This window comes from Kitasatospora sp. NPDC059646, from assembly GCF_042734615.1.
Taxonomy (GTDB): domain Bacteria; phylum Actinomycetota; class Actinomycetes; order Streptomycetales; family Streptomycetaceae; genus Kitasatospora.
In genome coordinates, this window is sequence record NZ_JBHWDS010000010.1 from 49,482 (window position 1) to 71,889 (window position 22,408).

Below are 22,408 nucleotides of genomic sequence, written 5' to 3' on the forward strand. Positions count from 1 at the left end.
CCCCCGGCCGGCAGCGCCCGGCCACCGCACCAGAAGGGAATCGCGGATGCCCTCGGCCGGCCTCTTCGCACGCTCCGTCACCTGCCCCGGGCGGTCCGCCCGGTGAAATCGTTCTGGCTCCTCACCGGCGCGTCCTCGGTGTCGACGATGGGGAACACCTTCCTCTACGTCGCCGTCCCGCTGGCGCTGCTGCAGTCCACCGACTCCCCGCTGCTGGCGGTGCTGAGCGTCGCCGCGCAGAACCTGCCCTACCTGCTGGCGCCGCTGCTCGGCCCGTTCATCGACCGCTACGACCGGCGGGTGCTGTTCGCCCTCGGCGAGGTCGTCCAGGGCCTCGCGGTCGCCGCCATCCCGTTCGCGCTGTGGCACGACGAGATCTGGGCGGTGTTCCTGGCGCTGTTCGTCATCGGCCTGGCCAACGTGGTCTCCGACGTGGCCGGCGACTACGGGCTGATCCCGCTGCTGGTGCCCGCCGAGAAACTCGACCGCGCCTCCGCCCGGTTCACCGCGCTGCTGCTCGCCGCCCGCTTCGTCGGGCCCGCCCTGGCCGGCCTGATCATCGCCGGCCTCGGCTCCACCTGGGCGCTCGAACTCGACGCCGTCACCTTCCTGCTGACCGCGCTGACCACCCTGGCGATGCCGTACGCCCGGCAGGAGCCCACCGAGACCTCGCTGGTCGCCATGCTGAAGGAAGGCGTCGCGTTCTTCCGCTCCCGCGCCGACCTGCGCCGCCTCACCCTGGTGACCGCGCTGTACAACGTCGGCGCCGGCGCGCTCGAGTCGACGCTGATCACCGTCGGCCGCAGCGACTGGCAGTGGTCGGCGCGCACGCTGGGCGTCGCCATGTCGATCGCCGCGGTGGCCGCCGCGATCGGCGCGTGGCTCGCCCCGCGGGCCCTGGTCGGCGACGACCGCAGGCGCCAGCTCACCATCTGCCTCGGCGTGTGCGGCATCGGCACGCTCGGGCTGCTCACCCCGTGGCCGGTGGTGATGGTCGCCGGGTTCGCGGTGCTCTGCCTCGGCGAGGGCGGCATCAACGCCGCCACCATGGGATACCGGCAGCAGGCCATCCCCGACCACCTGTCGGGCCGGGTCAACGCGGTGATCCGCACCTTCGTCACCGGGGCCGTGCCGGTCTCCTCGCTGCTGCTCGGCCTCACCATCTCGCTCGGCAGCTCCGCCCTGGTGTTCGCCCCCGTCACCGCCGCCGTCGGCGCGTCCTTCCTGCTCTGGTCGACGATGCGCCGGCCCGGGCCCGCGGAACGGCCGCTGCCGCCGGTCATCGAAGAGAGGATTGCACAGTGAAGAGGGTTCTCCTCGTCAACACCAGCGGCGACGTCGCGGCGCGCCGCCTCCAGGACCGCACCGACCTGCGGCTGTCCGTCATCACCAGCCCCAACTACCGAGGCTTCTACCGGCCGGAGACCGACGTCACCTACGTGGAGAACGTCGAGGACCTCACCCAGGTCCGGCTGGCCGCCCTGGAGATCCGCCGCCGCAACGCCTTCGAGCACGTCGTCTCGCCGTCCGAGTACAGCCTCCAGGCCGCCGGGTACGTCCGCTCCTACTTCGGCATCCCCGGCATCGGCTACGAGGCCGCCAACGCGTTCTCCAACAAGTACGTGATGAAGCAGAAGCTGGCCGCCGCCGGCCTGCCCGTCGCCCGGTTCCGGCTGCTCGGCTCGTTCGAGGACGCCGCCGACGCCGCCCGCGAACTCGGCTGGCCGGTGGTCGTCAAGCCCGCCCTCGGCGGCGGCAGCGAGGACATCTTCGCCGTCCGCGACGCCGCCCACCTCGCCGAACTGGCCTCCTCCGAGCGGACCGCGTCGCTGCGCAACTCCCCCTACCCGATGATCGCCGAGGAGTTCGTCGACATCGGCACCGAGTACCACTGCGACGGCGCGGTCGTCGACGGCGAGGTGAGGTTCGCGTCGGTCTCCAAGTACTTCACGCCGCTGCTGCAGGCCGTCGGCGACCTGGTCGGCTCCTACACGGTGCCGCTGGACGACCCGCTCGCCAAGGAGATCCGCGAGCTGCACGACGCGGCGGTCGCGGCGCTCGGCCTGACCGGCGGCGTCACCCACCTGGAGGTGTTCGAGACCGCCGGCGGCCTGCTGATCGGCGAGGTGTCCTGCCGCCCGGGCGGCGGCGGCATCGCCGACCTGGTCGCCCACCACCACGGCGTCGACCCGTGGCACGTGCTCATCGAGACCTCGCTCGGCGAGTCCCCGGCCGTCGACGTCCGCACCGTGGACGGCTGCTCCGCGGTGTACTTCCTGCCCCGGCCGCAGGGCACCATCGTCGAACTCTCCACCGCGGAGGAACTGCGCGCCCTGCCCGGGGTGACGCACGTCGAGGTGCGGGCCAAGGTCGGCGAGGTCGAGACCGGGGCCGTGCACTCGGCGACCCAGACCGGCTTCGTGCTGCTCAACGCCCCCACCGAGGCGGAGGTCGCCGCGCACGTCGCCGCGCTCACCCGCGCCTACCGGATCCGCACCGAACGGGCCTGACGGTGCCTCAGCCCGCCCCGGCCGCCGCCTTCGCGGCGAGCACCGGGGCGGGCCAGGCGTACTCCAGGCCGGGCAGCCGGAACCCGGGGAAGTCCACCTCGCGCCGCTCGACGGCCTCGCCGCCGTGCCGCTCGTAGAACGCGATCGCCCGGGCGTTGCGGGCCAGCACCTCCAGGTACAGCGCCCGGCCCGGGTGCTGACGCGCCGTCCACTCGAAGGCGTGGGTCAGCAGCAGGTGCCCCACGCCCGAGCCGATCAGCCCCGCCCGGACGTGCAGGTTGTCCAGCAGCACCCGGCCGTCCGGCTCCGGCACCAGGTACGCGAACCCGGCCACGGCCGGCCCGTCCTCCACCAGCGCCAGGTACCCGCCGTCGCCGCCGTCCGCCAACCGCCGCTCCCACAGCGCCCGCTGCTCCGCGGCGACCTCGCCCGCCAGGTACGCGGCGGGCATCAGCCCCGCGTACGCGTGCTGCCAACTCGCCGTGTGCAGACGGGCGATCTCCGCGGCGTCGCGGGCGCCTCCGGTGCGAATCCTCATCGTCCGGATCATACCGACGGCGCCCGGCCCGACCGCGACCGTCAGCCGGCGGGGCGCAGCTCGGCCATCTCGGACCAGCCGCTGCCGTCGGTCTTCACGTTGACGATCTCCGGGGTGGTGGCGACCGCGCCGGCCATCTTCGCCATGGCGTCCTTGAAGTGCGCCGAGTTGACGTGCTGCGCACCGGCCTCGTCGTCGGCGAACGCCTCCAGCAGGACGAACTGGTGCGGCACCTCCACGCTGCGCGACCACTCGAAGAACAGGTTGCCGGGCTCGGCGCGGGTGGCGGCCGTGAAGTCCGCGACCAGGTCCAGCCACTCCTCGCTGCGCTCCGGGCGGACGGTGAACTTCACCGCGATAAAGATCACAGGGGTCTCCATTCCTGCTCCGGGGACGCGCGCCCCGGACCTCGTTCGTGTCGGTTCCCACTGTCTCCCACCTGCGCCGTCGCACCGGCACCGGGGTCAACCCCAGGGTTGACGTGTCGCCCCGCCCGGGTGTCTAGGCTGCCCTCGTGCAGATGGGCGGAAGACGGCTGCGCGTCGATCCGGCGGTGGTCGACGCGCTGCTCGCGGCGGCGCTGGCGACGGCGACGGTGGTCTACTCGTGGCAGGCCTACCAGGCGCGGTACCGGTACGAGAACTGGCGGCCGTTCGACGCCGCGGCGGTCGCGCTGTGCCTGCTGGTCACCCTGCCGCTGGCGCTGCGCCGGCGGGCGCCGTGGACGGCGCTGCTGGTGTCGTCGGCGGGGCTGCTGGTGTTCCTGGGCGCCGGGTACCAGCCGTCGGTGAACCCGTGGTCCTCGCTGCTGGCCGGCTACAGCGTGATCGTGCGCCGCCCGGCCCGGCGGGCGGCCGGTGCGGCGGCACCGGTGGTGGGCGGGCTGTGGCTGGCGGCCGGCGTCCAGGCCGAGCTGCCCGCCGTGGTGTCCCTGGCGCAGGCGGCGCTCGGGGCGGGCGGGGTGTGGGTGTTCGCCACCGGGGTGCGGAACCTGCGCGAGCGCAACGCCCGGCTCGCCGAGCTGACCGAGCGGCTGAGGCAGGAACAGGAACTGCGGGCCCGGCACGCCGTGGTGGAGGAGCGGGTGCGGATCGCCCGCGAGCTGCACGACGTGGTCGCCCACCACCTGTCGGCGCTGGCCGTGCAGGCCGGCCTGGCCGGGTACGTGTTCGACTCCGACCCGCCGGCCGCGAAGGCCGCCCTGGCCTCGATCGGCGCGACCAGCCGGGAGGCGCTGGAGGAGATGCGGAGCCTGCTGCGGGTGCTGCGGCTCGCGCCCGACGCGGACGAGGACGGGCCCTACCTGCCCGCCCCCGGCCTGGACCGCCTGGACGAACTGGTCGACCGCTCGCGCGCCGCCGGGCTGGACGTCCGGGTCGCCGTCAGCGGCCGGCCGCGCCCGCTCGCGCCGGGCGCGGACCTGTGCGCGTACCGGGTGCTCCAGGAGGCGCTGACCAACGTGCTCAAGCACGCCGGCGCGGCCGCCCGGGTCGACGTCGCCCTGCGCTACCGGGCCGACCGGCTGGACGCGGAGGTCGGCGACGACGGCGCGGGCGGCCGCCCCGTTGCCCGACTGCCGGGCGGGGGACTGGGTTTGATCGGGATGCGTGAACGCGTCAAACTCTACGGCGGGTCGGTGGACGCCGGCCCCCGGCCGCACGGGGGGTTCGCGGTGGTGTTCTCGCTCCCGCTCCCGGCGGGCGACGCGTAGGGGGCGGCGCGGGGCCGCTCCGCCGGCGGGGGGAGACGGCGCGGGTGACGACTGTTCTGATCGTGGACGACCAGGTGCTGATCCGGGCCGGGCTGGCCGCCCTGGTGCGGGCCGCGCCCGGACTGGAGGTGGCGGGCGAGGCCGCCACCGGCGAGGAGGCCGTCGAACTGGCCGCCCGCCACCGCCCGGACGTGGTGCTGATGGACATCCGGCTGCCCGGCATCAGCGGCATCGCCGCGCTCGAACGGATCCTCGCCGGCGCCGCCGAGCCCAGGCCCAAGGTCGTCATGCTGACCGTCTTCGACCTGGACAGCTACGTCTTCGCGGCGCTGAAGGCCGGCGCCAGCGGCTTCCTGCTGAAGGACACCCCGCCCGAACGGCTGCTCGCCGCCGTCGAGTTGATCGCCGCCGGCGAGATGCTGTTCTCGCCCGGCGTCACCCGGCGGCTGGTGGAGACCTTCGCCGCCCGCGCCGACCCGGACCGCCGCCGCACCACCGGCCTGGAGGCGCTGACCGACCGGGAGACCGACGTGCTGCACCTGGTCGGCCAGGGCCTCTCCAACGAGGAGGTCGCCGGTCGCCTGGTGGTGACCGTCGCCACCGTCAAGACCCACCTGAACCGGGTGATGTCCAAACTCGGCCTCGCCAGCCGGGCGCAGGCCGTCGTGGTCGCCTACGAGAGCGGCCTGGTGACACCGGGCGGCCGCCACCGCGCCGGGTAGCCGCTGCCGCCGGGAGCTCCAACCAGCGCCGTAGCCGGGCCGGCAAGGTCAACCCCTGGTTTGACGACCCGTCACGAAGCCCCTGGCAGACTCCCCGTCCGGCGGCCGGTTGCACACGCACCGTGCCGTCGGACGGAACGACGAAGAGGGCAACGGGGGCATGACGAACAGCAGCGGCGCGGGCGACGACATCGGCAGGGCCGGACCGGCGGGCGGGCAGCCGCCGGGGTGGCCGCCGCCGCCCCCGCCGAACCCCTACGCGCAGCCCGCTCCGCCGCCCCCGGCCGCCCCGCCGGCCGCACCGATGCCGCCCGGGCCGCCGGGGGGCGTGCCCGGGCCCCGGCCCGCCCCGCCCGGCTGGGGGACGCCGCCCGGCCCGCCGCCCGCGCGGCGGGGGAAGGGCCCCGCCGTGGCGGCCGCCGTGGTCGCCGTGGTCGTGGTGCTGGCGCTGCTCGGCGCCGGCGGCTGGTGGCTCCTCCGGCGCGGCGACGGCTCCTCCGCCGCGGGCGGCGGTGAACGGCTGCCCGGCAACGCGCTGAGCCGGCAGTGGGAGCAGTCCGAGAAGCGGACCCTGGTGACCGGCACCAAGCGCACCGGGCTGCCGGGTCTGTGGTCGACGAGCCAGACCGTGGTGTACGGCGACGGCGGCGGGGTGCGCGGCTACGACCCGGCGACCGGCATGCAGAAGTGGACGCTGAAGCCGCCGGAGCACGTCGGCCAGCCCTGCGCGATGTCCTGGCGGGCGACCGCGAACGGCATGGGCGCGGTCGCGTACGACGCGGGCGGCGGCGACTGCTCGGTGATCGCCGCGGTGGACACCAACGCCGGCACCGTCCTCTGGTCGAAGAACCTGGCCGGCAGTGCCAGGAGCAACGCCCCGGTCCTCACCGTCAACGACAACATGATCACCGCGGACCTCGGCCAGGGCACCGTCGCCCGCTTCGACGCCCGCCTGGGCACCCCCAAGGCGCTGCCCAGGCCGGCCCCGCACAGCGGCGACTGCAGGAAGTGGTACGCGCTCGGCGACTACCACGGCGTGATGACCAGCGACTGCCCGGGCGAGGGCGTGACGGTCTTCTCCCAACTGGACGACCGCGGCGGCAACAAGACGTACCCCGCCAACGGCCGCCCGGTGCAGGAGGTGCTCGGCGAGGAGCCGCTGACCGTGCTGTTCGACGGCGACTCCGGTCCCGCGGCGATCCAGACCTTCGGCGCCGACAGCGCGGGGCCGCTCATCGAACTCACCGGCGACCTCGAGAAGTTCAACTTCAGCGGCCGGTACCGGGCGATCGTCGGCAAGCACGTCCTGATCGCCGAGTACGAGCAGACCGACGGCTTCGGCGCGCTCGACCTGACCACCGGCAAGCTGCTCTGGCGCACCCCCTACGGCTCGCACTTCCGGCTGGTCGGCGAGGACCACGGCCAGGTGCTGTTCGTGACCGACGGCGTCGACAAGGCGGTCGCCCCGCACCAGGACCTGGTCGCCTTCGACCTGGCGTCCGGTCAGCGGACCACGGTCGGCGCGCTCGCCCGCCCGGACGGCCGCAGCCCCGGCATCGCCTCCTCGTGCGAGGCCGCCGCCGACGGCGGCCGGCTGTTCACCGCCTGCGAGCCGCCCGACCTGTCCGGCAGCTTCGCGGTGGACTCCTACGCCTACAGCCTCACCCCCTGACGCGCGGGCCGTCCGGGACCGCGAACACCCGCGGCCCCGGACGGCGTGCCGGGAACAGTGGTTGACGTGCCGTCATCCGGCGGCCGGAGCGGAACCGCCCCGGTCCTGGCCGGTGCCCGGCCGGGACTTCTTCGCGTCGGGCAGCTCGGCCTCGATGCGCTCCTTGCGGACCTCACCGCTGACGGTCCGCTGCTCGACGTGCTCCTCGGTCACCAGCCGCACCCGCTCGACCGGCACGGCCTCGGTGCGCACCACCGGGCGCTCCCCGTGCAGGACGACGTCGTACTCGGCCTCCGAGATCGCCTCGCCGGACATCGCCGCACCGCGGTTCGCCTCGGTGATCGGCTCGCGCTCGACGTGGACCTCCTCGTGCCGGATCGGCACGGTCTGCCGCTCCTCCTCGGTGACCACGTACTTGCGCAGCCGGGCGTGCCCGGTCTCGTACCGCTCGACGCCGACGTGCATCCGCTCCTCGGACCGGGTCATCGCGTCGTCCTGCGCCGCCCGGCCGCCCGCCCGGACGCCGCCGGTGTCGGCCGCCGTGCGGCCGGTCGCCGCGCTGCCGGCCGCCGCATTCCCGGCTGTCGTGCGGCCGGCTGCCGCGCTGCCCGACGCCGCATTGCCGGCTGTCGTGCGGCCGGTCGTCGTGTGGCCGGCGGCCGCGCCGCCGGTCGCGGCGAGTCCGGTGCCGGCCAGGCCGGTCGTGCCCGTGCCGGTGGCGGTGGCGGGCCGGGTGCCGCCCGTGCGGCCGGTGGGGGTCCGGCCGGTGCCGGTGCCGGCCTTGGTCCTCGCCGCTGCCGCGCCCGCGGCTCCGGTCGCGCCCGCGGCTCCGGCGGCTCCGGCGGCTCCGGCCTTGCCGGACGTGCCCGCGCTGCCGCCGTCGCGGTGGGCCCAGCCGCCCTCGCCGGGCTCGTTGGCGGCCTTCCAGGCGTCGTCCCAGGCGATGCCGTAGTGGCTGTAGAGCCGTCGCTCCTCCTCCTCGGAGAGGTGTCCGCCGCGGTCCACGTCCACGTTCGGGGCGTCCTTGACCTTGGACTTGGCGAACGGGACTTCGAGGTGGTCGTCGACGACCCGGGCGTCACGGATCGGCACGAAGGACTCGCTGGTTCCGAACCAGCCGGTCCGGATGCTGACCCACTCCGGTCTGCCGGTGGCGTCGTCGAGGAAGAGGTGGTCCGCCTTGCCGATCTTGTTGCCCTCGGCATCGTGGACGGGATGGTGCAGCATGGAACGGATCTGTTGCTCGGTGATCATGAATTCACGCCTCCTTCACGGTCCGGCACCAGGGCGCATGGCCGTCCCGCGCGCGGGCCAAACGTGGGGGGCGCCGCCGTCCCGCGGACGCGGCGGAGGGGAGCCGCCGCGGTGGCGACTCCCCTCCGGTGGGGTCCGGGGGCTACCAGGTGAGGTTGTACTTGCCGAGGTCGGTGTTGGAGATGTGCACCGCGCCGGTCAGACCCTGGTACGCGCCGGTGCCGCCGGTGATCACGCCGTCGAAGCTGGTCGGGTAGGTGGCGGTCAGCGGGTCCTGGATCGGGACGATCGCGGAGAAGGTGATCTGGTCGCCGGTCACGAAGGCCAGGTCGACGGTGCAGAAGGCGGTGATCGCGTTGAGGCTGAGCTTGTCCTTGTCGCACATGTCGTAGGCGGTGCCGATGCCGGTGCCCGAGGTGTTCGTCATGGTGGCGGTCCCGCCGAAGCCCGCGCCGACGGCGGTGGCGGCGCCGGCCTCGGAGTTGGTGCCGCTGAAGTCGAGGTTCACGGTGGGCGGGGTGGCGGCCCGGTGGGTCTCGGTGGCGGTGGACGCGTCGGCCAGCGCGGGAACTCCGGCGACGACGGCGGCGCCGACGGCGAGTGCGACGAGACCCTTGACGGTACGAGACATGGATTCCTCCGGTTCGGGTCCGGGCCGAGTGCCCGGACGCGGGGCCCACATCACCACATTTCGGACAGCCCGGTCGGCCGGGCGTCACCGTCCGTACCGGAGGTTTGAGGCGGCGCACTCCCCGTCATGTCCCTTGCCCGACAAGGGTTCCGCGGCCGGGTGCCGTCCGTCGGGACCGGTCCGGAATCACCCGTTCGTCTTCGCGTCAACCCGGTGGCGCCCGGATCCGCTGACGCAGCGTCACCGCCGCGGATATCTGCCGAACGGGAGATGGCAGCGGCCCCGCGCTCCGGGAGGCTCGACCCGTGACCGACCGAGCCGCCCGGAGGAACCGGTGACCCGACGCCCGCACCCGAAGACCGCCCTGCCCGCCCTCGCCCTCGCGGTGGCCGCACTGCTGCCGCTGACCGGCTGCGCCGACGCCTCCGAGGCGAAACCGGAGGAGAAGACCTTCGCGTTCACCGGCACCGCCCTGGACGTCAAGGCGCACGGCAACCCCGCCGACCTGATCCCCGCCGACCGCACCGACGTGAAGGTCACCCGCTGGTTCGACACCGGCGCCCAGGTCGGCACCAAGAAGCTCGGCTGGACGCTGGAGGACGGCACCCTCGACCTGCACGCCGGCTGCTCCGGACTGGCGGACTGCGAAGCCAGGTTCCGCATCGAGGTGCCGCGCAACGTCGCCGTCACCCGAGACGGCCGCCCCACCGATCTCAAGGGCTGAGCCCGCCCACCCGGAGACCCACCCATGACCGACCTGACCATCGAACTCGACGGCATCGCCAAGGAGTACCGGGGCGGCAAGCGGGCCCTCGACGGCCTCACGCTGCGCCTGGCCCCCGGACTGACCGGCCTGCTCGGCCCGAACGGCGCCGGCAAGTCCTCGCTGATGCGGATCCTCGCCACCGTCACCCGCCCCACCCGCGGCGGCTACCGCTACCGGGGCACCGACGCGCTCCGCCGGCCCGACCGGGTGCGCCGCGAACTCGGCTACCTGCCCCAGGACTTCGGCGTCCATCCGAATCTGACGGCCCGCGAGTTCCTGGCCTACCTGGCCGCCGCCAAGGGCCTCTCCGCCCGCTCCGCCCGGGCCCGGATCGACCAGCTGATCGAACTGGTCAACCTGACCGAGGCCGTCCGCCGCCCGCTACGCGGCTACTCCGGCGGCATGCTCCGCCGGGTCGGCATCGCCCAGGCACTGCTCGCCGACCCCCGGGTGCTGGTCGTCGACGAGCCCACCGCCGGACTCGACCCGGAGGAACGCGTGCGGCTGCGCAACCTGCTCGGCGAACTCGCCGCCGACCGCATCGTGCTGCTCTCCACCCACATCGTCTCCGACGTCGAAGCGGCCGCCGCCGACCTCGCCGTCCTCGCCCACGGCCGACTGCTCCGCCGCGGCGCCCCCGACCAGCTGCTGCGCGAACTCGACGGCCGGGTCTGGGAGACCGTGGTCGCCCCGTCCCGGGTGCCCGACCTCCAGGCCCGCCACCTGGTCGGCCGGGCCGTGCGCACCGCCGACGGCGTCCGGCTGCGCGTCCTGGCCGGGCACCCGCCCACCCCGGACGCGGCGCCCGCCGCGCCGGACCTGGAGGACGTGTACCTGGCCGCCGTGCACGGCGCGCCCGCCGGGCAGGAGGCGCTGCGATGACCGGCGCCCCGCTCCTGCGGCTGGCCGCCGGGGACTTCCGCGACCGGGTCCGCCGGCCGGTCTACGCGGTGACGCTGCTCGCCGCCGTCGCCCTCGGCTACCTGGCGGTGCCCGCCGCCGACAGCCACTGGGTGATCATCGACGTCGGCGGCAACCGGGGCGTCTACAACAGCGCCTGGGTCGGCGCCGCGACCGCGCTCGCCGGGGCGCTCTGGCTGACCGTCGGCGGGTTCTGGGTGGTGCGCGGCGGCATCGCCCGGGACGCCGCGGGCCGGGTCGGCGAGATCCTGGCCGCCACCCCGCTGCGCACCGGCGGTTACCTGGCGGCGAAGTTCCTCGCCAACCTGCTGGTGCTCGGCTCGATGCTGGGCGTGCTGGCCGGGACCGCGCTGGTGCTGCAACTCGTCCGCGGCGAGGACCGGTCGGTCGACCCGCTCGCCCTGGTCGGCCCGTTCGTCGTGCTGGCCCTGCCGATGATCGCGCTGACCGCCGCGGCCGCCGTGCTGTTCGAGACGGTGCCGCCGCTGCGGGCCGGCTTCGGCAATGCGGTCTGGTCCGTGGTGTCGCTGGTGATCGTGCTCGGCGGGCAGTCCGCGGACGCGCCGCTCGGCGGACTCGGCGTGCACCAGCTCACCCGGTCGCTGTCCGAGGCCCTGCGGCGGCAGCAACTGGTCGCCGGGGACGGCGAGTTCAGTCTCGGCCTGACCCGGGTTCCGGAGCCGCTGCACTCCTTCGCCTGGGACGGCGCGCAGTTCACCGGCGGCTTCCTGCTGGCCCGGGCGGCGATCGTGCTGGGCGCGGCGGGCCTCGCGGTGCTGCCCGCGCTGTGGTTCGCCCGCTTCGACCCGGCCCGCGACCCCGGCCGCACCGCCCCCGAGGCCGCCGCCGGGACGGCTGCCGAACCCGCGCCCGGGCCCGCCGTGTTCGGGGTGCTGCCGAGTACCCCGCCGGTCCGGTCCGGGGCGTTCGGCCGGCTGCTGGCCGGACAGACGCGGATCCTGCTGCAGGGCGTGCCCCGGCCCTGGTGGGCCGTCACCGCGCTGGCCGGCGTCGCCTCGCCGGCCGTGCCGCTGCCGGTCGCCACCGGGCTGCTGCTGCCCGCCCTGTGGCTGTGGCCGGTGCTGATCTGGTCCCGGCTGGGCACCCAGCAGGTCGAGAACGGCCTGGAGGAGCTGCTCGCCGCGCACCCCGCGCCCCGGCTGCGGCTGCTCGCCGAATGGGCGTCAGGTGTGCTGCTGGCGGCGGTGACCGGCCTGGGTCCGCTGGTGCGGATGCTCGCCGCCGGCGACACCGCCGGGGCCGCGCACTGGCTGGCCGGGGCGCTGTTCGTCCCGGCGCTGGCCCTCGGGCTGGGCGCGGTGGCCCGCAGCCACCGCCCGTTCCAGGCGCTGTACCCGCCGCTCTGGTACCTGCTGGTCAACCAGGTCGCGCCGGTCGACTTCATGGGCGCGGTCCGCACCGCGGGCCGTCCGGACGGGCCGGCCCCGCTGCTGGTGGCCGCCGTCGCCGCGGTCCTGCTCGGGGCGGCGTTCCTGGCCGGCGCGGCCCGACGGGACGTCAAGCGGTAGCGCCGGGGCCTCAGGTGGCGGCGGCGCTGCTGGACGTCAAGTGCGCGTACACCACGGTGTTCGACTCGTAGCCGTTCTTCTTGTCGTAGTGCCCGCCGCAGGTGATCACCCGCAGTTCGGCCCGGCCGGTCGTCGAGTACACCTCCTCCGACGGGAACGCCGCCTTCGGGTACGAGCGCACCGAGTCGATGGTGAAGGTGGCGACCTGCCGGTCCTCCCGGGTGACCGCGATGGTCAGGCCGGGGCGCAGCAGGCCGAGCCGGTACAGCACGCCCGGGCCGCTGCGGTCGTCGACGTGGCCGACCACCACGGCGGTGCCGTCCGCGCCGGGCGGGGTGCCGTCCCGGTACCAGCCGACCAGGTCGGGCCGGTCGGTCGGCGGGGTGTCCAGCGCGCCCTTGGCGTCCAGGCCGAGACCGGTGAACGCGGCGTCCACGGAGATCGAGGGGATGCGCAGCCGGCGCGGCTCGGACGGGGGGAGCGCGGGCGAGTCCGGAGCCAGCGCGACGCGCGACGGTGCGGACGGGGCCACGGCGGGCGGCGGCGGCTCGGCGCCCGACAGGCCGTCGTTCACCAGCCAGCCGCCGCACAGCACCGCCAAGGCCGTGGCACCGACCACCAGCGGGTCGGCGCCACGGGCCCGCCGGCGGCCGGGGGTCCGCCGACGGGCGGTCAACGCCGGGAACGGCGCAGCCGGCGTGCCACCAGCCACCCGGCACCGGCGAGCAGCGACCCGCCGACGGCGATCTCCGCCGGGTTCAGCCCGTGCGAGGCGCCGCCCGCGCCGGCCGCGACGCCGCCGACCGGCATGTGCGCGGGCCGCTCGTGCGGGGCGGCCTGCGGGGCCGCCGGGGCGCCGGTGCCGCAGTCGACGGTGAACGAGCGCTGCTTGGCCGCCGCGGTCGCGCCGACGAAGTTCCAGACCAGCTTGTAACTGCCGTTCGGCAGTGACAGGTTGTTGGTGTGGCCGAGGCCGCCGGCGAGCGTGATGCTGCCGGTCAGCACCTTGCCGGAGCCGGTCGGCGGCTGCTGGTCGATCTCCCAGGACACCAGCTGCGCGGTCTCGAAGTTGAACGCGTCCAGGTAGAACTTGCAGACCTTCGACTCGTCCCTCGTGTCGTTGAACGGGACGTTCGCACTGTGGATCCGTACGACGCCGTTGTCGCCGGGCGCGGCGACGGCCGGCGCCGCCGACAGCGCGAGCGGCAGCGCCGCGGCACCGGTGAGGACTGTGGCGCGCAGCACAAGCAGGCGTCGCCCGGCCAGGGTTGGGGCCATGGGGAACTCCGGAGGGGTGGACGGGAGCTGCCGGCACCGCGCCGACACCCCACGAGGTTCACCGGGCCGCCGCCGACCCGCCGCCACAACACTCCGCACCGGTACGACGTTTCGTCCCAACGGTCGAGCCGCGCCCACTCCGACGGCCCGTCAGGTCCCGGGCCCCGGCCGTCAGGCGCTCAGGTAGCGCAGCACGGCCAGCACCCGGCGGTGGCCGTCGGTGTCGGCGGGCAGGTCGAGCTTGGCGAAGATGTTGCCGATGTGCTTGTTGACGGCGGCGTCGCTGACGAACAGCTCGGCCGCCAGGTTGGCGTTCGAGCGGCCCTGGGCCATCAGGGCGAGCACCTCCCGCTCGCGGGCGCTCAGCCGCTCCAGCGGATCCTGCCGGAGCCGGACCAGCTGCTGGACCACCTCCGGGTCGACCACGGTGCCGCCGGCCGCGACCCGGTCGAGGGAGTCCATGAAGTCCGCGACCGCGCCGACCCGCTCCTTGAGCAGGTAGCCGACGGCGCGCCCCCGGTCGGAGTCCAGCAGCCGCATCGCGTACGACTGCTCGACGTACTGGCTGAGCACCACCACCGGCAGCCCCGGGTGCTCGCGGCGCAGCTCGACGGCCGCGCGCAGTCCGTCGTCGGCGTCGGACGGCGGCATCCGGACGTCGGTGACGACCAGGTCCGGCAGCTCCGCGCGGGCGGCGGCCAGCAGCGCCGGGGCGTCGCCGACGGCGGCCGGGACGGTGTGGCCGAACCGCTGCAGCAGGCCCACCAGGCCCTCCCGCAGCAGTACGGCGTCCTCGGCGACGATCACCCGAAGCGGCACGGAACCTCCACGTGGAGCAGGGTCGGGCCGCCCGGCGGGCTGGACACCCGCAGGCGGCCGTCGACGGCGGTCAGTCGGTCGGCCAGGCCGGTCAGGCCGCTGCCGCGGGCCGGATCGGCGCCGCCGCGCCCGTCGTCCGTGATCTCCAGGACGAGCAGGTCGGCGCGGTGCCGGCCGTGCACGGCGGCGGTGCGCGCGCCGCTGTGCCGGGCGATGTTGGTCAGCGCCTCGGCGATCAGGTAGTACAGGTGCAGCTCCAGCTGGCGGGGCAGCCGGGCCGGCAGGTCGAGGTCCACGGCGACCGGCAGCGGGAACCGGCTGGCCTGCTCGCGGACCGCCGCCGCCAGTCCGTGGTCGGCCAGCACCGGAGGATTCAGGCCCCGGACCAGGGCCCGCAACTCCTCGTGCGCGGCGCCCAGTTGACGCTGCGCCCGGGCCAGGTCGGCGCGCAGCGGGGAGCCGGCCGGCAGGTCCAGCTCCAGCAGGCCGAGCGTCATGCCGAGCGAGATCAGGTGCTGCTGGGCGCCGTCGTGCAGGTCGCGCTCGATCCGGACCCGCTCGGCGTCGAACGCGTCGATCAGCCGCGACCGGGACGCCCGCACCTCCCGCAGCGCCGCGCCGAGCTCCTGGTCGCGCGGCGCGAGCAGGACCCGCACCAGTGCCGCCCGGGCGCCGGCCCAGGAGGTCACCGTGTACGGCGAGGCGAGCAGCACCAGCGCGCCGAACACCGTCCACGGCCAGGTCGTGCCGTCCGTCGACGCGAAGCACAGCGCGGGCAGCGCGAACGAGAACGCCAGCACCAGCAGGTCCAGCCACCACAGGGCCGCCGCCGACAGCAGCGCGAAGCCCAGCTCCCGCCACGTCGCCTGCTCGGTCAGCCGGGTCGCCGCCCACGCCCGCAGGCCGGTCCCGTCCGGCGCGCGGTGCGGATCCGGCGCCGGATCGACGTCCACCAGCCGCAGCCGCCACCGCTCCACCCGGGCCAGCGCCGTCGCCGACAGCACCACCCCCAGCAGCGGCGCCACCCCGACCAGCACCACCAGCAGCACCGCACCGGCCACCAGACCCGCCACCAGCACCGCGACCGCGGCCGCACCCACCGGCACCCCGGTCGCCAGGTACGCCGCGGAGCGCCAGGGCCACCCCGAACCGAGGAAGGCCACCGGACGCTGGGCCATCGCCTGCCAGGCCGTTCGAGGACGCATCCCGGCGACTCTAGCGCCCGCCCCGGCCGCGCGCGGTAGTGCCCGCACTACCTTCGAAGTGGTGCCCGGACCCGTGCCCGGCCCCCCGGCCGCCCGCTGGAATCGTCCCCATGACGACCACTCGGCCCGACCTGCCCGCCCCGGTGCGGCTGCACGCCCTCCGCAAGGTGCACGGCACCGGCGAGAGCGCCGTGACCGCGCTCGACGGCATCACCCTCGACTTCCCGCCCGGCACCCTCACCGCGGTCATGGGCCCCTCCGGCTCCGGCAAGTCCACCCTGCTGCACTGCGCGGCCGGCCTCGACCTGCCCACCTCCGGCCGCGTCGAACTCGCCGGGCACGACCTGGCCGCGCTCGACGAACGCCGCCGCACCGAACTGCGGCGCGACCGGATCGGCTTCGTGTTCCAGGCCTTCAACCTGGTCGACTCGCTGACCGCCGCCCAGAACGTCGAACTGCCCGCCCGGTTCGCCGGCCGCCGCCTGCCCGCCGCGCAGGTCGCCGCCGCGCTCGACGCCGTCGGCCTCGCCGACCGGGCGGGCCACCGCCCCGGCCGGCTCTCCGGCGGCCAGCAGCAACGCGTCGCCCTCGCCCGCGCCCTGGCCACCCGCCCCGCCGTCCTGTTCGCCGACGAACCCACCGGCGCCCTCGACACCGCGACCGGCCGCCACGTCCTCCGCCTGCTCCGCACCCTGGTCGACGACCACGGCCGGACCACCGTCATGGTCACCCACGACCCGGCCGCCGCGGCCGTCGCCGACACCGTCGTCCTCCTCAAGGACGGCCGCCTCGCCGACTCCCTCGCCCTCCGCCCCGGTCGCCTCGCCGACAACACCACGGCCATCGCCGACCGGATGGCCCGACTGGAGGTGGCGTCATGACGCCCCGCGCGGCCGGAGCCGGCGGGATGCTGGTCCTCGCCGAACTGCGCACCCGGTGGACGGGGTTCCTCGCCGCCTTCCTGGCCGTGCTGGCCGGCACCGCGCTGATCACGGCCGCGCTGACCGTCCGGACCTCCGCGGCCCCCGCCGTGCAGCCGCGGCTGGCCGGGGCCGCCGCGCTGGTGCTGCCGCCCCGGGCCGTCGACCCCGACGGCAGCCCCGCCGACCGGATCCCGTGGAGCGAGGACGAGGCGGCCGGCCTGCTGACCGCGCTCCGGGCCGACCCGGCGATCGCCGCCGCCGTCGCCGACCGGGCGTTCTACGCGCAGGCGTTCCGAGGCGGCCGACCGGTCGCGGACCGCGGGGCCGCCGAGGCCGGGCACGGCTGGTCCGCCGCCGCGCTCGCCCCGTACCGGCTGGTCGTCGGCCGCGCACCGGCCGCCGCCGACGAGGTCGTGGTCGCCGCGGCGCTCGGCGTGCCCGCCGGCAGCCGACTCACCGTCAACCTGACCGCCGGGCGCGCCGAGTTCACCGTCACCGGCACCCTCGACGGCCCCGGCTACTGGTTCGACGACCGCACCGCCGCCGCCCGCGCCCCCGGCGTCCGGGCGATCGCCCTGCTCGCCGCACCCGATGCCGGGCCCGGCCGGGCGGCCGCCGCCGCCCGCGCCGCCACCGCCGGCCGCGCCGAGGTGCTCACCGGCGCCGCCCGCGCCGCGCTCCAGCCCCGGCACCTGGAGCACAAGCGCTTCCTCGCCGACCAACTGCTCGCCGCCGTCGCCGCGTTGGCCCTGTTCACCACCGCGTTCGTGGTGGCCGCCACGCTCGCCCTGCACACCGGCCTGCGCCGCCGCGACCTCGGCCTGCTGCGGCTGATCGGCGCCGGCCCCGGCCGGATCCGCCGGATGCTGCTCGGCGAGGCCGCCGCCGTCGCCCTGCTCGGCTCCGCCGCCGGCGGCCTGCTCGGCCTCGCCGCCGCGCCGCTCCTCGCCCGCCTGCTGCTGCGCCTGGACGCCGCCCCGCCCGAGCTGACGATCCGTCATGACGCCGGTCCGCCGCTGCTCGCCGCGGCCGTCGGCGTCGCGGTGAGCACGGCCGCCGCCTGGGCGTCGAGCCGGACCGCCGCCCGGGCCGCCCCGCTGGACGCCCTGCTGGAGAGCCGCGACGACCGGCCGACCGGCCGGCTCCGCACCGGCTGCGGCCTCGCCGCGCTGCTCGCCGGTGCGGGCGCCGCCGTGGCCACCGCGACCACCACCGCCGACGACCGGGTCGCCGCCGCGATCACCGCCACCGCCGCGCTGATCACCGCCGCCGCGCTGCTCGCCCCGGTCCTGATCGGCCCGTCGGCCCGGGCCCTCACCGCACCCCTGCTGCGGCTGCGACCGGCCTGGCCGCTGCTGCTGCGCGGCGACCTGACCGCCTCGGCCCGCCGCGCCGCCGCCGTGGCCGCGCCGGTGATCGCCGCCGTCGGCTTCGCCGTCCTGCTCGGCGGCACCGTGCAGACCATGCGGGCCGCGTACCCGGCCGGCCGGGCGCTGCAGCTCGCCGGGCAGCTCATCGTCACGAACGACGGCACCCCCGGCACCACGGACGAGGCGGTCGCCGCCAACCCCGTCGGCAAGGCCGCGCTGCCGGTCCGGGCGTTCGTCCGGGCCGCAGACGGCGCCACCACCGCCGTCGACGTCCTCGGCTCCCGCGACCCCGCCCTGGACCGGCCCGGGCAGGCCGTCCTCGGCCGGACCCTGGCCGACCGGCTCGGCGTCACCGCCGGACAGCAGTACGCGGTGCGGTTCGCCGACGGCGCCACCGTGCCGGTGCGGATCGCCGAGGTGCTGCCGGACGACCCGGCGCGCGGCGCGTTCGTGATGTCCCGCGCGCAGGTGCGGGCGCACGACCCGGCCGCGCTGAACGACGACGTCTTCGTTCCCGCCGGCGCCCCGGCCACCGCCGTCCCCGGCACCGCCGTCCACGACGCGCTGCGGTACGCCCTGGACGACTACGCCACCGACGCCCGGCTGACCGACGCCCTCGCCGCGCTGCTGATCGCCGTCGCCACCGGGTACGGGGCGCTCGCCGCCGCCAACGGTGCGGCCGCCGCCGCGCACGCCCGCCGCCGCGACCTCGCCGTCCTCGGCACCCTCGGCGCGACCCGCCGCCAACTGCTGGCCCTCGCCGCCCGCGAGAGCGCCCTGACGGCCGGCCTCGGCGCCGCCCTCGGCGTCCTGGTGGCGCTGCCCGCCCTGGCGGCCGTCGCGTCCGGGCTCTCCCGGGCGACCGGCGCGCGACTCGGCCCCCACCTGCACCTGCCCACGCTCGCGGCGGCCGTCCTCGGGTCGCTCGCGCTGACGGTGACGGCGAGCACCGTCACCACCTGGCGCACGCTGCGCCGCAGGTGACGCGGCGTCAGCCGCCGGTCCGCTCCGGCCGGGGGCGGGGGCGCAGCCGGCGGGGGCGGAGGCGTTCGCCGCGGGCGAGGCGGCGGACGCCGGCGAAGCGGGAGAAGCGCTCGCGGTTGGCGACGGACGCCCGGTCGAGTTCCTCCATCAGGCGGCGGCTGCGGTGTTCGAGGTCGAGCTCGTCGAGGATGCGGTCCACCTCGGCGAGCAGCGAGCCGTGCAACTGCCAGGCCTGCGGGTCCTCCTGGACCCGGCGCAGCAGCAGCTGCGCGACGTTCTCCCGGCAGGTCCAGGCGGCGGCCAGTTCCGAGGTGAGGCGCTGCTCGGCCTCCTCCGCGTTGCGGCTGACCTGGGTGGTGACCAGCACGGCGAAGCTGACCAGCGCCCCGCCGATGTGCGCGAACAGCTCCTCCAGGGCGACCGCGACGTCCGGCCGGAACAGCTGCTCGCCCGGGGCGCGGCGCTTGGCGAGGTCGGTCAGCGAGCGGGCGATCACCCGGATCACCACCACGCAGATCTCCAGCGTGTCCAGTCCGGTGCGCAGCACCAGGCGGGACAGCAGGCCCTCGCTGATCCGCGGGTTCAGCCGCAGGCTGTCCTCGGCCTGCCGGAGCGCGCCGTCCACCTCGGCGATCGCCTGATCCAGCCGGCGCGCCTCGTGCAGCCGCTCGGCGGCCCGCTCGACCGGTACCGGGCGGCCCAGCTCCTCGGCGAGGTCGAGCAGCAGGTGGCGGGCCCGGCGGGCCAGGTCCTCGATCTTCTCCCCGGCGGTGTCCACCCACACCGGCGGCGCGAACACCAGGTTGAACAGCAGGCCGACGGCGGCGCCGATGAGCGTCTCCAGTACCCGGTCCCAGGCCTGCGTGGTGACCTGCGAGACGCCCAGGATCAGCATCGCGCTGATCGCCACCTCCTGGACGAACTCGTCCACCCGCACGAAGCGGCCCACCGTCAGCGAGGCCAGGATGATCAGGCCCAGGCTCCACCAGGACAGGCCGACCACAGTCGAGAACCCGATCGCGATCAGCACCCCGACGACCACCGAATTGACCCGCCGCACACTGGTCTTCAGCGTCGAGTAGACCGTCACCTGGACCACCAGCAGCGCCGTCAGCGGCGCCGTCAGCGGCACCGGCTCACGGCTGAGCCAGGTCGCCACCACGTACGCCAGCGTCGCCGCCACCGTGGCCCGCACCGACTGCACCACGAACGGTTCCCTGGCACCGCGACGCAGCACCGCCGCCACCGACTCCGGAACAAAGCGCATGCCGCCCTTCTATCCTCCCGGTGGGCCGCTCACACGCTGACACTCCCGGAGCGTGTGAGCCGCGGTCACAGGATGAACGCCTGTCTGGTTGCGCCCCCGGGGGCTGCCGAGGATGGCCCCATCGGGCCTCCCACATCCCCCTGCGCGCGGCCGACGGCGTCCGCGGTCCGAGGACGCGCCGCGTGCCGACACACCGGACGAGGTGGTGGTCGCCGTGAGCGACGTGTCCGACCTTCCGCAGATCTCCGAGCAGCAGCCGGCCCCGCCGCCCGGCGGGGCGTTCCGGCGCCGGCGGTACGCCGGCGTGTTCGCGCTGCTGTTCCTGTTCGGGACGGAGACCTTCCTGGTCTCCCCGCTGCTGCCGACCATCGCGGGCTCGATCCACGTCAGCGAGGCCGCCGCGGCGTCCACCGTCACCGCGTACGTCCTGGTGTACGCCGTGTGCGCACCGTTCCTCGGCCTGCTCAGCGACCGGTTCGGACGCCGCCGCACCCTGCTGGCCGGGACGGCGCTGTTCGTGCTCTCCAACGCCGCCGCCGCGCTGTCCACGGACCTGGCGCTGCTGGTCGCCTCGCGCGCGCTGGCCGGCCTGGCCGCCGCGGCCGCCGGCCCCGCCATCTGGGCGCACATCGCCGAGACCGCGCCCGACGCGGTCCGCGGCCGCGCCCTCGGACTCGGCATGGCGCTGTTCTCCACCGGCCAGGTCATCGGCGTCCCGCTCGGCGGGCTGCTGGCCGGCGCGGCCGGCTGGCGCGCCGCGTTCTGGGCGCTCGCCGCCGGAACCGCCGCCGCGGTCCCGCTGCTGCTCCGTCAGGTCGCGCCCGCCGCACCCGCGGCCGGGGCCGCGCGCGACGGTGCGATCCGCGCGATCCTGGCGGGCTGGCGGGACCCGGCGCTGCGGCGGGCCCTGCTCGTCAACACCGTCTTCAACGCGGCGAACCTGGGCGCGTACACCTTCCTCGGCGCGGTCCTCGGCGACCGCTTCGACCTGTCCGTGCAGGCCCTCGGCCTGGTCGGCGTGCTGGTCGGCGCGGGCAGCGTGGCCGGTTCGCTGCTCGGCGGCCGGCTCGGCGACAAGGCCCGCGCGGCGGGCCGCACCGTCCCGCTGCTGCCCGTCTGGGCGCTGCTGCTGGCCGCCGGCATCGCGCTGGCCGTCGCCGGCCCGGGACTGGCCCTCTCGCTGCTCGGCGTGCTGCTCTGGTTCACCGCCTCCGGCGCCTTCGTGACGGACCAGCAGACCCTGGCCGGCACCGTCGCCCCCGCCCACCGGGCGACCTCCAGCGCCTGGCTCACCTCCACCATGTACGCGGGCACGGGCCTCGGCGCCTGGGCCGTCGGCGCGTTCGGCGACGTCACGGACGGCTCGCTGATCGTCGGCGTCGCCCTGGCCCTGATCGCGGCCGGCGGGGCGCTGGGGGTGCGGGTGCGCAACCGGTAGCCGCGCCCGGGTGCGCCCGTCAGGCCGTCGCCCGCAGCGGACGCTTCGTCAGGTCCGTCATGCGGGCGACGTCCGTGCCCGTCCGCGGCGTGAACAGGAGGACCAGCGCCGACGGGTCGTCCACCGGGTGGAACGAGCTGAGGGTCAGCCGCAACGCCCCCACCGCCGGGGGTTCGACGACGACCTCGCGGGCGGTGAGCTCGGCGACGGTGTGGCAGCCCCACCAGTGGCGCAGGTCGGGAGCGTCGGCTTCGAGGCGGCGGTAGAGCTCGTCCGTGCGGGGGTCGGCGATCGCCGGCCCCGCCTGGGCGCGGAAGTGCTGGAAGACGTTCATGGCGAGCGGCTCCCAGTCGTGCAGGACGCTGCGCAGGTGACGGTCGACGGCCATCAGCCACATCAGGTTGCGGCGGTCGGCGGGGACGTTCTCGGGGGAGCCCCACAGCGCCGTCCACGCCGCGTTCCAGGCCAGCAGGTCGAAGTGCCGGTCGAGCAGCACGGCGGGGCTCGCGGGCCAGGAGTCGAGGACGGGCCGGACGGCGTCGGCGAGCCGCTCGGCGGTGCGGTCGGCGGGCACGGGCTCGTGGTAGCCGGCCAGCCGCATGGCGTGCCGCAGACCCGCCGCGTCCAGCCGCAGCGCCCGCGCCACCGCCTCCAGGACCTGCCGGGAGGCGGTGACGCGGCCCTGTTCGAGCCAGGTGTACCAGGCGAGGCCGACGCCGGAGAGCGACGCGACCTCCTCGCGGCGCAGCCCGGGGGTGCGCCGCCGGGCGGTGGCGGTGAGTCCGACGTCGGCGGGCTGGAGGCGTTCGCGGTGGGCGCGCAGGAAGGCGCCGAGCTCCTGACTGACGGCGGGGGTGGACACGGGTGGCT

21 protein-coding genes are annotated in these 22,408 nt (G+C 75.9%); 11 read left to right on the top strand and 10 right to left on the bottom strand.

The features are described from left to right. The first annotated feature begins 102 nt into the window (after positions 1-102). Together ACFV1L_RS09195 and ACFV1L_RS09200 are read left to right on the top strand one after the other, a co-directional pair. Positions 103-1,305 carry an MFS transporter gene (locus tag ACFV1L_RS09195; RefSeq protein WP_380364366.1) on the top strand — a complete coding sequence of 401 codons (1,203 nt, stop codon included), beginning with the start codon at positions 103-105 and terminating at the stop codon, positions 1,303-1,305. Further along, positions 1,302-2,510: an ATP-grasp domain-containing protein gene (locus tag ACFV1L_RS09200; protein WP_380364368.1), complete on the top strand. Its 1,209-nt coding sequence runs from the start codon at positions 1,302-1,304 to the stop codon at positions 2,508-2,510. The genes ACFV1L_RS09195 and ACFV1L_RS09200 overlap by 4 nt, the downstream gene beginning before the upstream one ends. Before the next feature lie 7 nt (positions 2,511-2,517). On the opposite strand, the gene ACFV1L_RS09205 is transcribed toward ACFV1L_RS09200, so the two are convergent. Together ACFV1L_RS09205 and ACFV1L_RS09210 are read right to left on the bottom strand one after the other, a co-directional pair. Further along, on the bottom strand, positions 2,518-3,048 hold the full coding sequence (locus ACFV1L_RS09205; RefSeq protein WP_380364370.1) for a GNAT family N-acetyltransferase: 531 nt from the start codon (positions 3,046-3,048) through the stop codon (positions 2,518-2,520). Between the two features lie 41 nt (positions 3,049-3,089). Continuing rightward, a complete protein-coding gene (locus ACFV1L_RS09210) occupies positions 3,090-3,416 on the bottom strand; it encodes a putative quinol monooxygenase (RefSeq protein WP_380364519.1) in 327 nt (108 codons plus the stop codon). Positions 3,417-3,568: 152 nt separating this feature from the next. On the opposite strand from ACFV1L_RS09210, the gene ACFV1L_RS09215 reads away from it, so the two are divergent. The 3 genes from ACFV1L_RS09215 to ACFV1L_RS09225 all read left to right on the top strand — a co-directional run bounded on the left by ACFV1L_RS09215 (position 3,569) and on the right by ACFV1L_RS09225 (position 7,153). Further along, complete coding sequence (locus ACFV1L_RS09215; RefSeq protein WP_380364371.1) at positions 3,569-4,759, top strand: sensor histidine kinase; 1,191 nt, start codon at positions 3,569-3,571, stop codon at positions 4,757-4,759. A 44-nt stretch (positions 4,760-4,803) separates the two neighbouring features. Beyond that, entirely contained in the window at positions 4,804-5,481 is a 678-nt protein-coding gene (locus tag ACFV1L_RS09220; RefSeq protein ID WP_380364373.1) for a response regulator, read from the top strand. Positions 5,482-5,641: 160 nt separating this feature from the next. Further along, positions 5,642-7,153, top strand: a complete 1,512-nt coding sequence (locus ACFV1L_RS09225; RefSeq protein ID WP_380364375.1) for a PQQ-binding-like beta-propeller repeat protein — start codon at positions 5,642-5,644, stop codon at positions 7,151-7,153. Positions 7,154-7,225: 72 nt separating this feature from the next. Here the strand turns inward: ACFV1L_RS09225 and ACFV1L_RS09230 are convergent, their stop codons facing one another. Together ACFV1L_RS09230 and ACFV1L_RS09235 are read right to left on the bottom strand one after the other, a co-directional pair. Further along, positions 7,226-8,407, bottom strand: a complete 1,182-nt coding sequence (locus tag ACFV1L_RS09230) for a PRC and DUF2382 domain-containing protein (RefSeq protein ID WP_380364377.1) — start codon at positions 8,405-8,407, stop codon at positions 7,226-7,228. A gap of 142 nt (positions 8,408-8,549) precedes the next feature. Next, positions 8,550-9,038, bottom strand: a complete 489-nt coding sequence (locus tag ACFV1L_RS09235) for a hypothetical protein (RefSeq protein ID WP_380364379.1) — start codon at positions 9,036-9,038, stop codon at positions 8,550-8,552. Positions 9,039-9,372: 334 nt separating this feature from the next. Between ACFV1L_RS09235 and ACFV1L_RS09240 the strand changes: the two genes are divergently transcribed. The 3 genes from ACFV1L_RS09240 to ACFV1L_RS09250 are packed head-to-tail and all read left to right on the top strand — an operon-like array spanning position 9,373 to position 12,254. After that, positions 9,373-9,762, top strand: a complete 390-nt coding sequence (locus ACFV1L_RS09240; protein ID WP_380364381.1) for a hypothetical protein — start codon at positions 9,373-9,375, stop codon at positions 9,760-9,762. A gap of 24 nt (positions 9,763-9,786) precedes the next feature. Continuing rightward, a complete protein-coding gene (locus tag ACFV1L_RS09245) occupies positions 9,787-10,686 on the top strand; it encodes an ATP-binding cassette domain-containing protein (RefSeq protein ID WP_380364383.1) in 900 nt (299 codons plus the stop codon). Beyond that, a complete protein-coding gene (locus tag ACFV1L_RS09250) occupies positions 10,683-12,254 on the top strand; it encodes a hypothetical protein (RefSeq protein ID WP_380364384.1) in 1,572 nt (523 codons plus the stop codon). The genes ACFV1L_RS09245 and ACFV1L_RS09250 overlap by 4 nt, the downstream gene beginning before the upstream one ends. Before the next feature lie 10 nt (positions 12,255-12,264). Here the strand turns inward: ACFV1L_RS09250 and ACFV1L_RS09255 are convergent, their stop codons facing one another. From ACFV1L_RS09255 to ACFV1L_RS09270, 4 genes are all read right to left on the bottom strand, one after another. Beyond that, complete coding sequence (locus tag ACFV1L_RS09255; RefSeq protein ID WP_380364386.1) at positions 12,265-12,930, bottom strand: class F sortase; 666 nt, start codon at positions 12,928-12,930, stop codon at positions 12,265-12,267. Continuing rightward, positions 12,927-13,532 (bottom strand): hypothetical protein, encoded by a 606-nt coding sequence (locus ACFV1L_RS09260; protein ID WP_380364388.1) that lies wholly within the window; start codon positions 13,530-13,532, stop codon positions 12,927-12,929. Before ACFV1L_RS09260 ends, ACFV1L_RS09255 begins: the two co-directional genes overlap by 4 nt. Before the next feature lie 171 nt (positions 13,533-13,703). After that, positions 13,704-14,351, bottom strand: coding sequence for a response regulator (locus ACFV1L_RS09265; protein ID WP_380364390.1), 648 nt, complete (start codon positions 14,349-14,351; stop codon positions 13,704-13,706). After that, positions 14,336-15,556, bottom strand: a complete 1,221-nt coding sequence (locus tag ACFV1L_RS09270) for a sensor histidine kinase (protein WP_380364392.1) — start codon at positions 15,554-15,556, stop codon at positions 14,336-14,338. The genes ACFV1L_RS09265 and ACFV1L_RS09270 overlap by 16 nt, the downstream gene beginning before the upstream one ends. Positions 15,557-15,666: 110 nt before the next feature. Here ACFV1L_RS09270 and ACFV1L_RS09275 point away from each other — a divergent pair, with 110 nt between their 5' ends. Continuing rightward, positions 15,667-16,437 carry an ABC transporter ATP-binding protein gene (locus tag ACFV1L_RS09275; protein WP_380364393.1) on the top strand — a complete coding sequence of 257 codons (771 nt, stop codon included), beginning with the start codon at positions 15,667-15,669 and terminating at the stop codon, positions 16,435-16,437. Next, positions 16,434-18,833: an FtsX-like permease family protein gene (locus tag ACFV1L_RS09280; RefSeq protein ID WP_380364394.1), complete on the top strand. Its 2,400-nt coding sequence runs from the start codon at positions 16,434-16,436 to the stop codon at positions 18,831-18,833. Before ACFV1L_RS09275 ends, ACFV1L_RS09280 begins: the two co-directional genes overlap by 4 nt. Before the next feature lie 7 nt (positions 18,834-18,840). Here ACFV1L_RS09280 and ACFV1L_RS09285 read toward each other — a convergent pair whose 3' ends face one another. Then, positions 18,841-20,100 carry an aromatic acid exporter family protein gene (locus ACFV1L_RS09285; RefSeq protein WP_380364395.1) on the bottom strand — a complete coding sequence of 420 codons (1,260 nt, stop codon included), beginning with the start codon at positions 20,098-20,100 and terminating at the stop codon, positions 18,841-18,843. A gap of 214 nt (positions 20,101-20,314) precedes the next feature. Between ACFV1L_RS09285 and ACFV1L_RS09290 the strand changes: the two genes are divergently transcribed. Then, complete coding sequence (locus ACFV1L_RS09290; protein ID WP_380364397.1) at positions 20,315-21,538, top strand: MFS transporter; 1,224 nt, start codon at positions 20,315-20,317, stop codon at positions 21,536-21,538. A gap of 19 nt (positions 21,539-21,557) precedes the next feature. On the opposite strand, the gene ACFV1L_RS09295 is transcribed toward ACFV1L_RS09290, so the two are convergent. Then, a complete protein-coding gene (locus ACFV1L_RS09295) occupies positions 21,558-22,400 on the bottom strand; it encodes a helix-turn-helix domain-containing protein (protein ID WP_380364398.1) in 843 nt (280 codons plus the stop codon). Positions 22,401-22,408 lie beyond the last annotated feature (8 nt).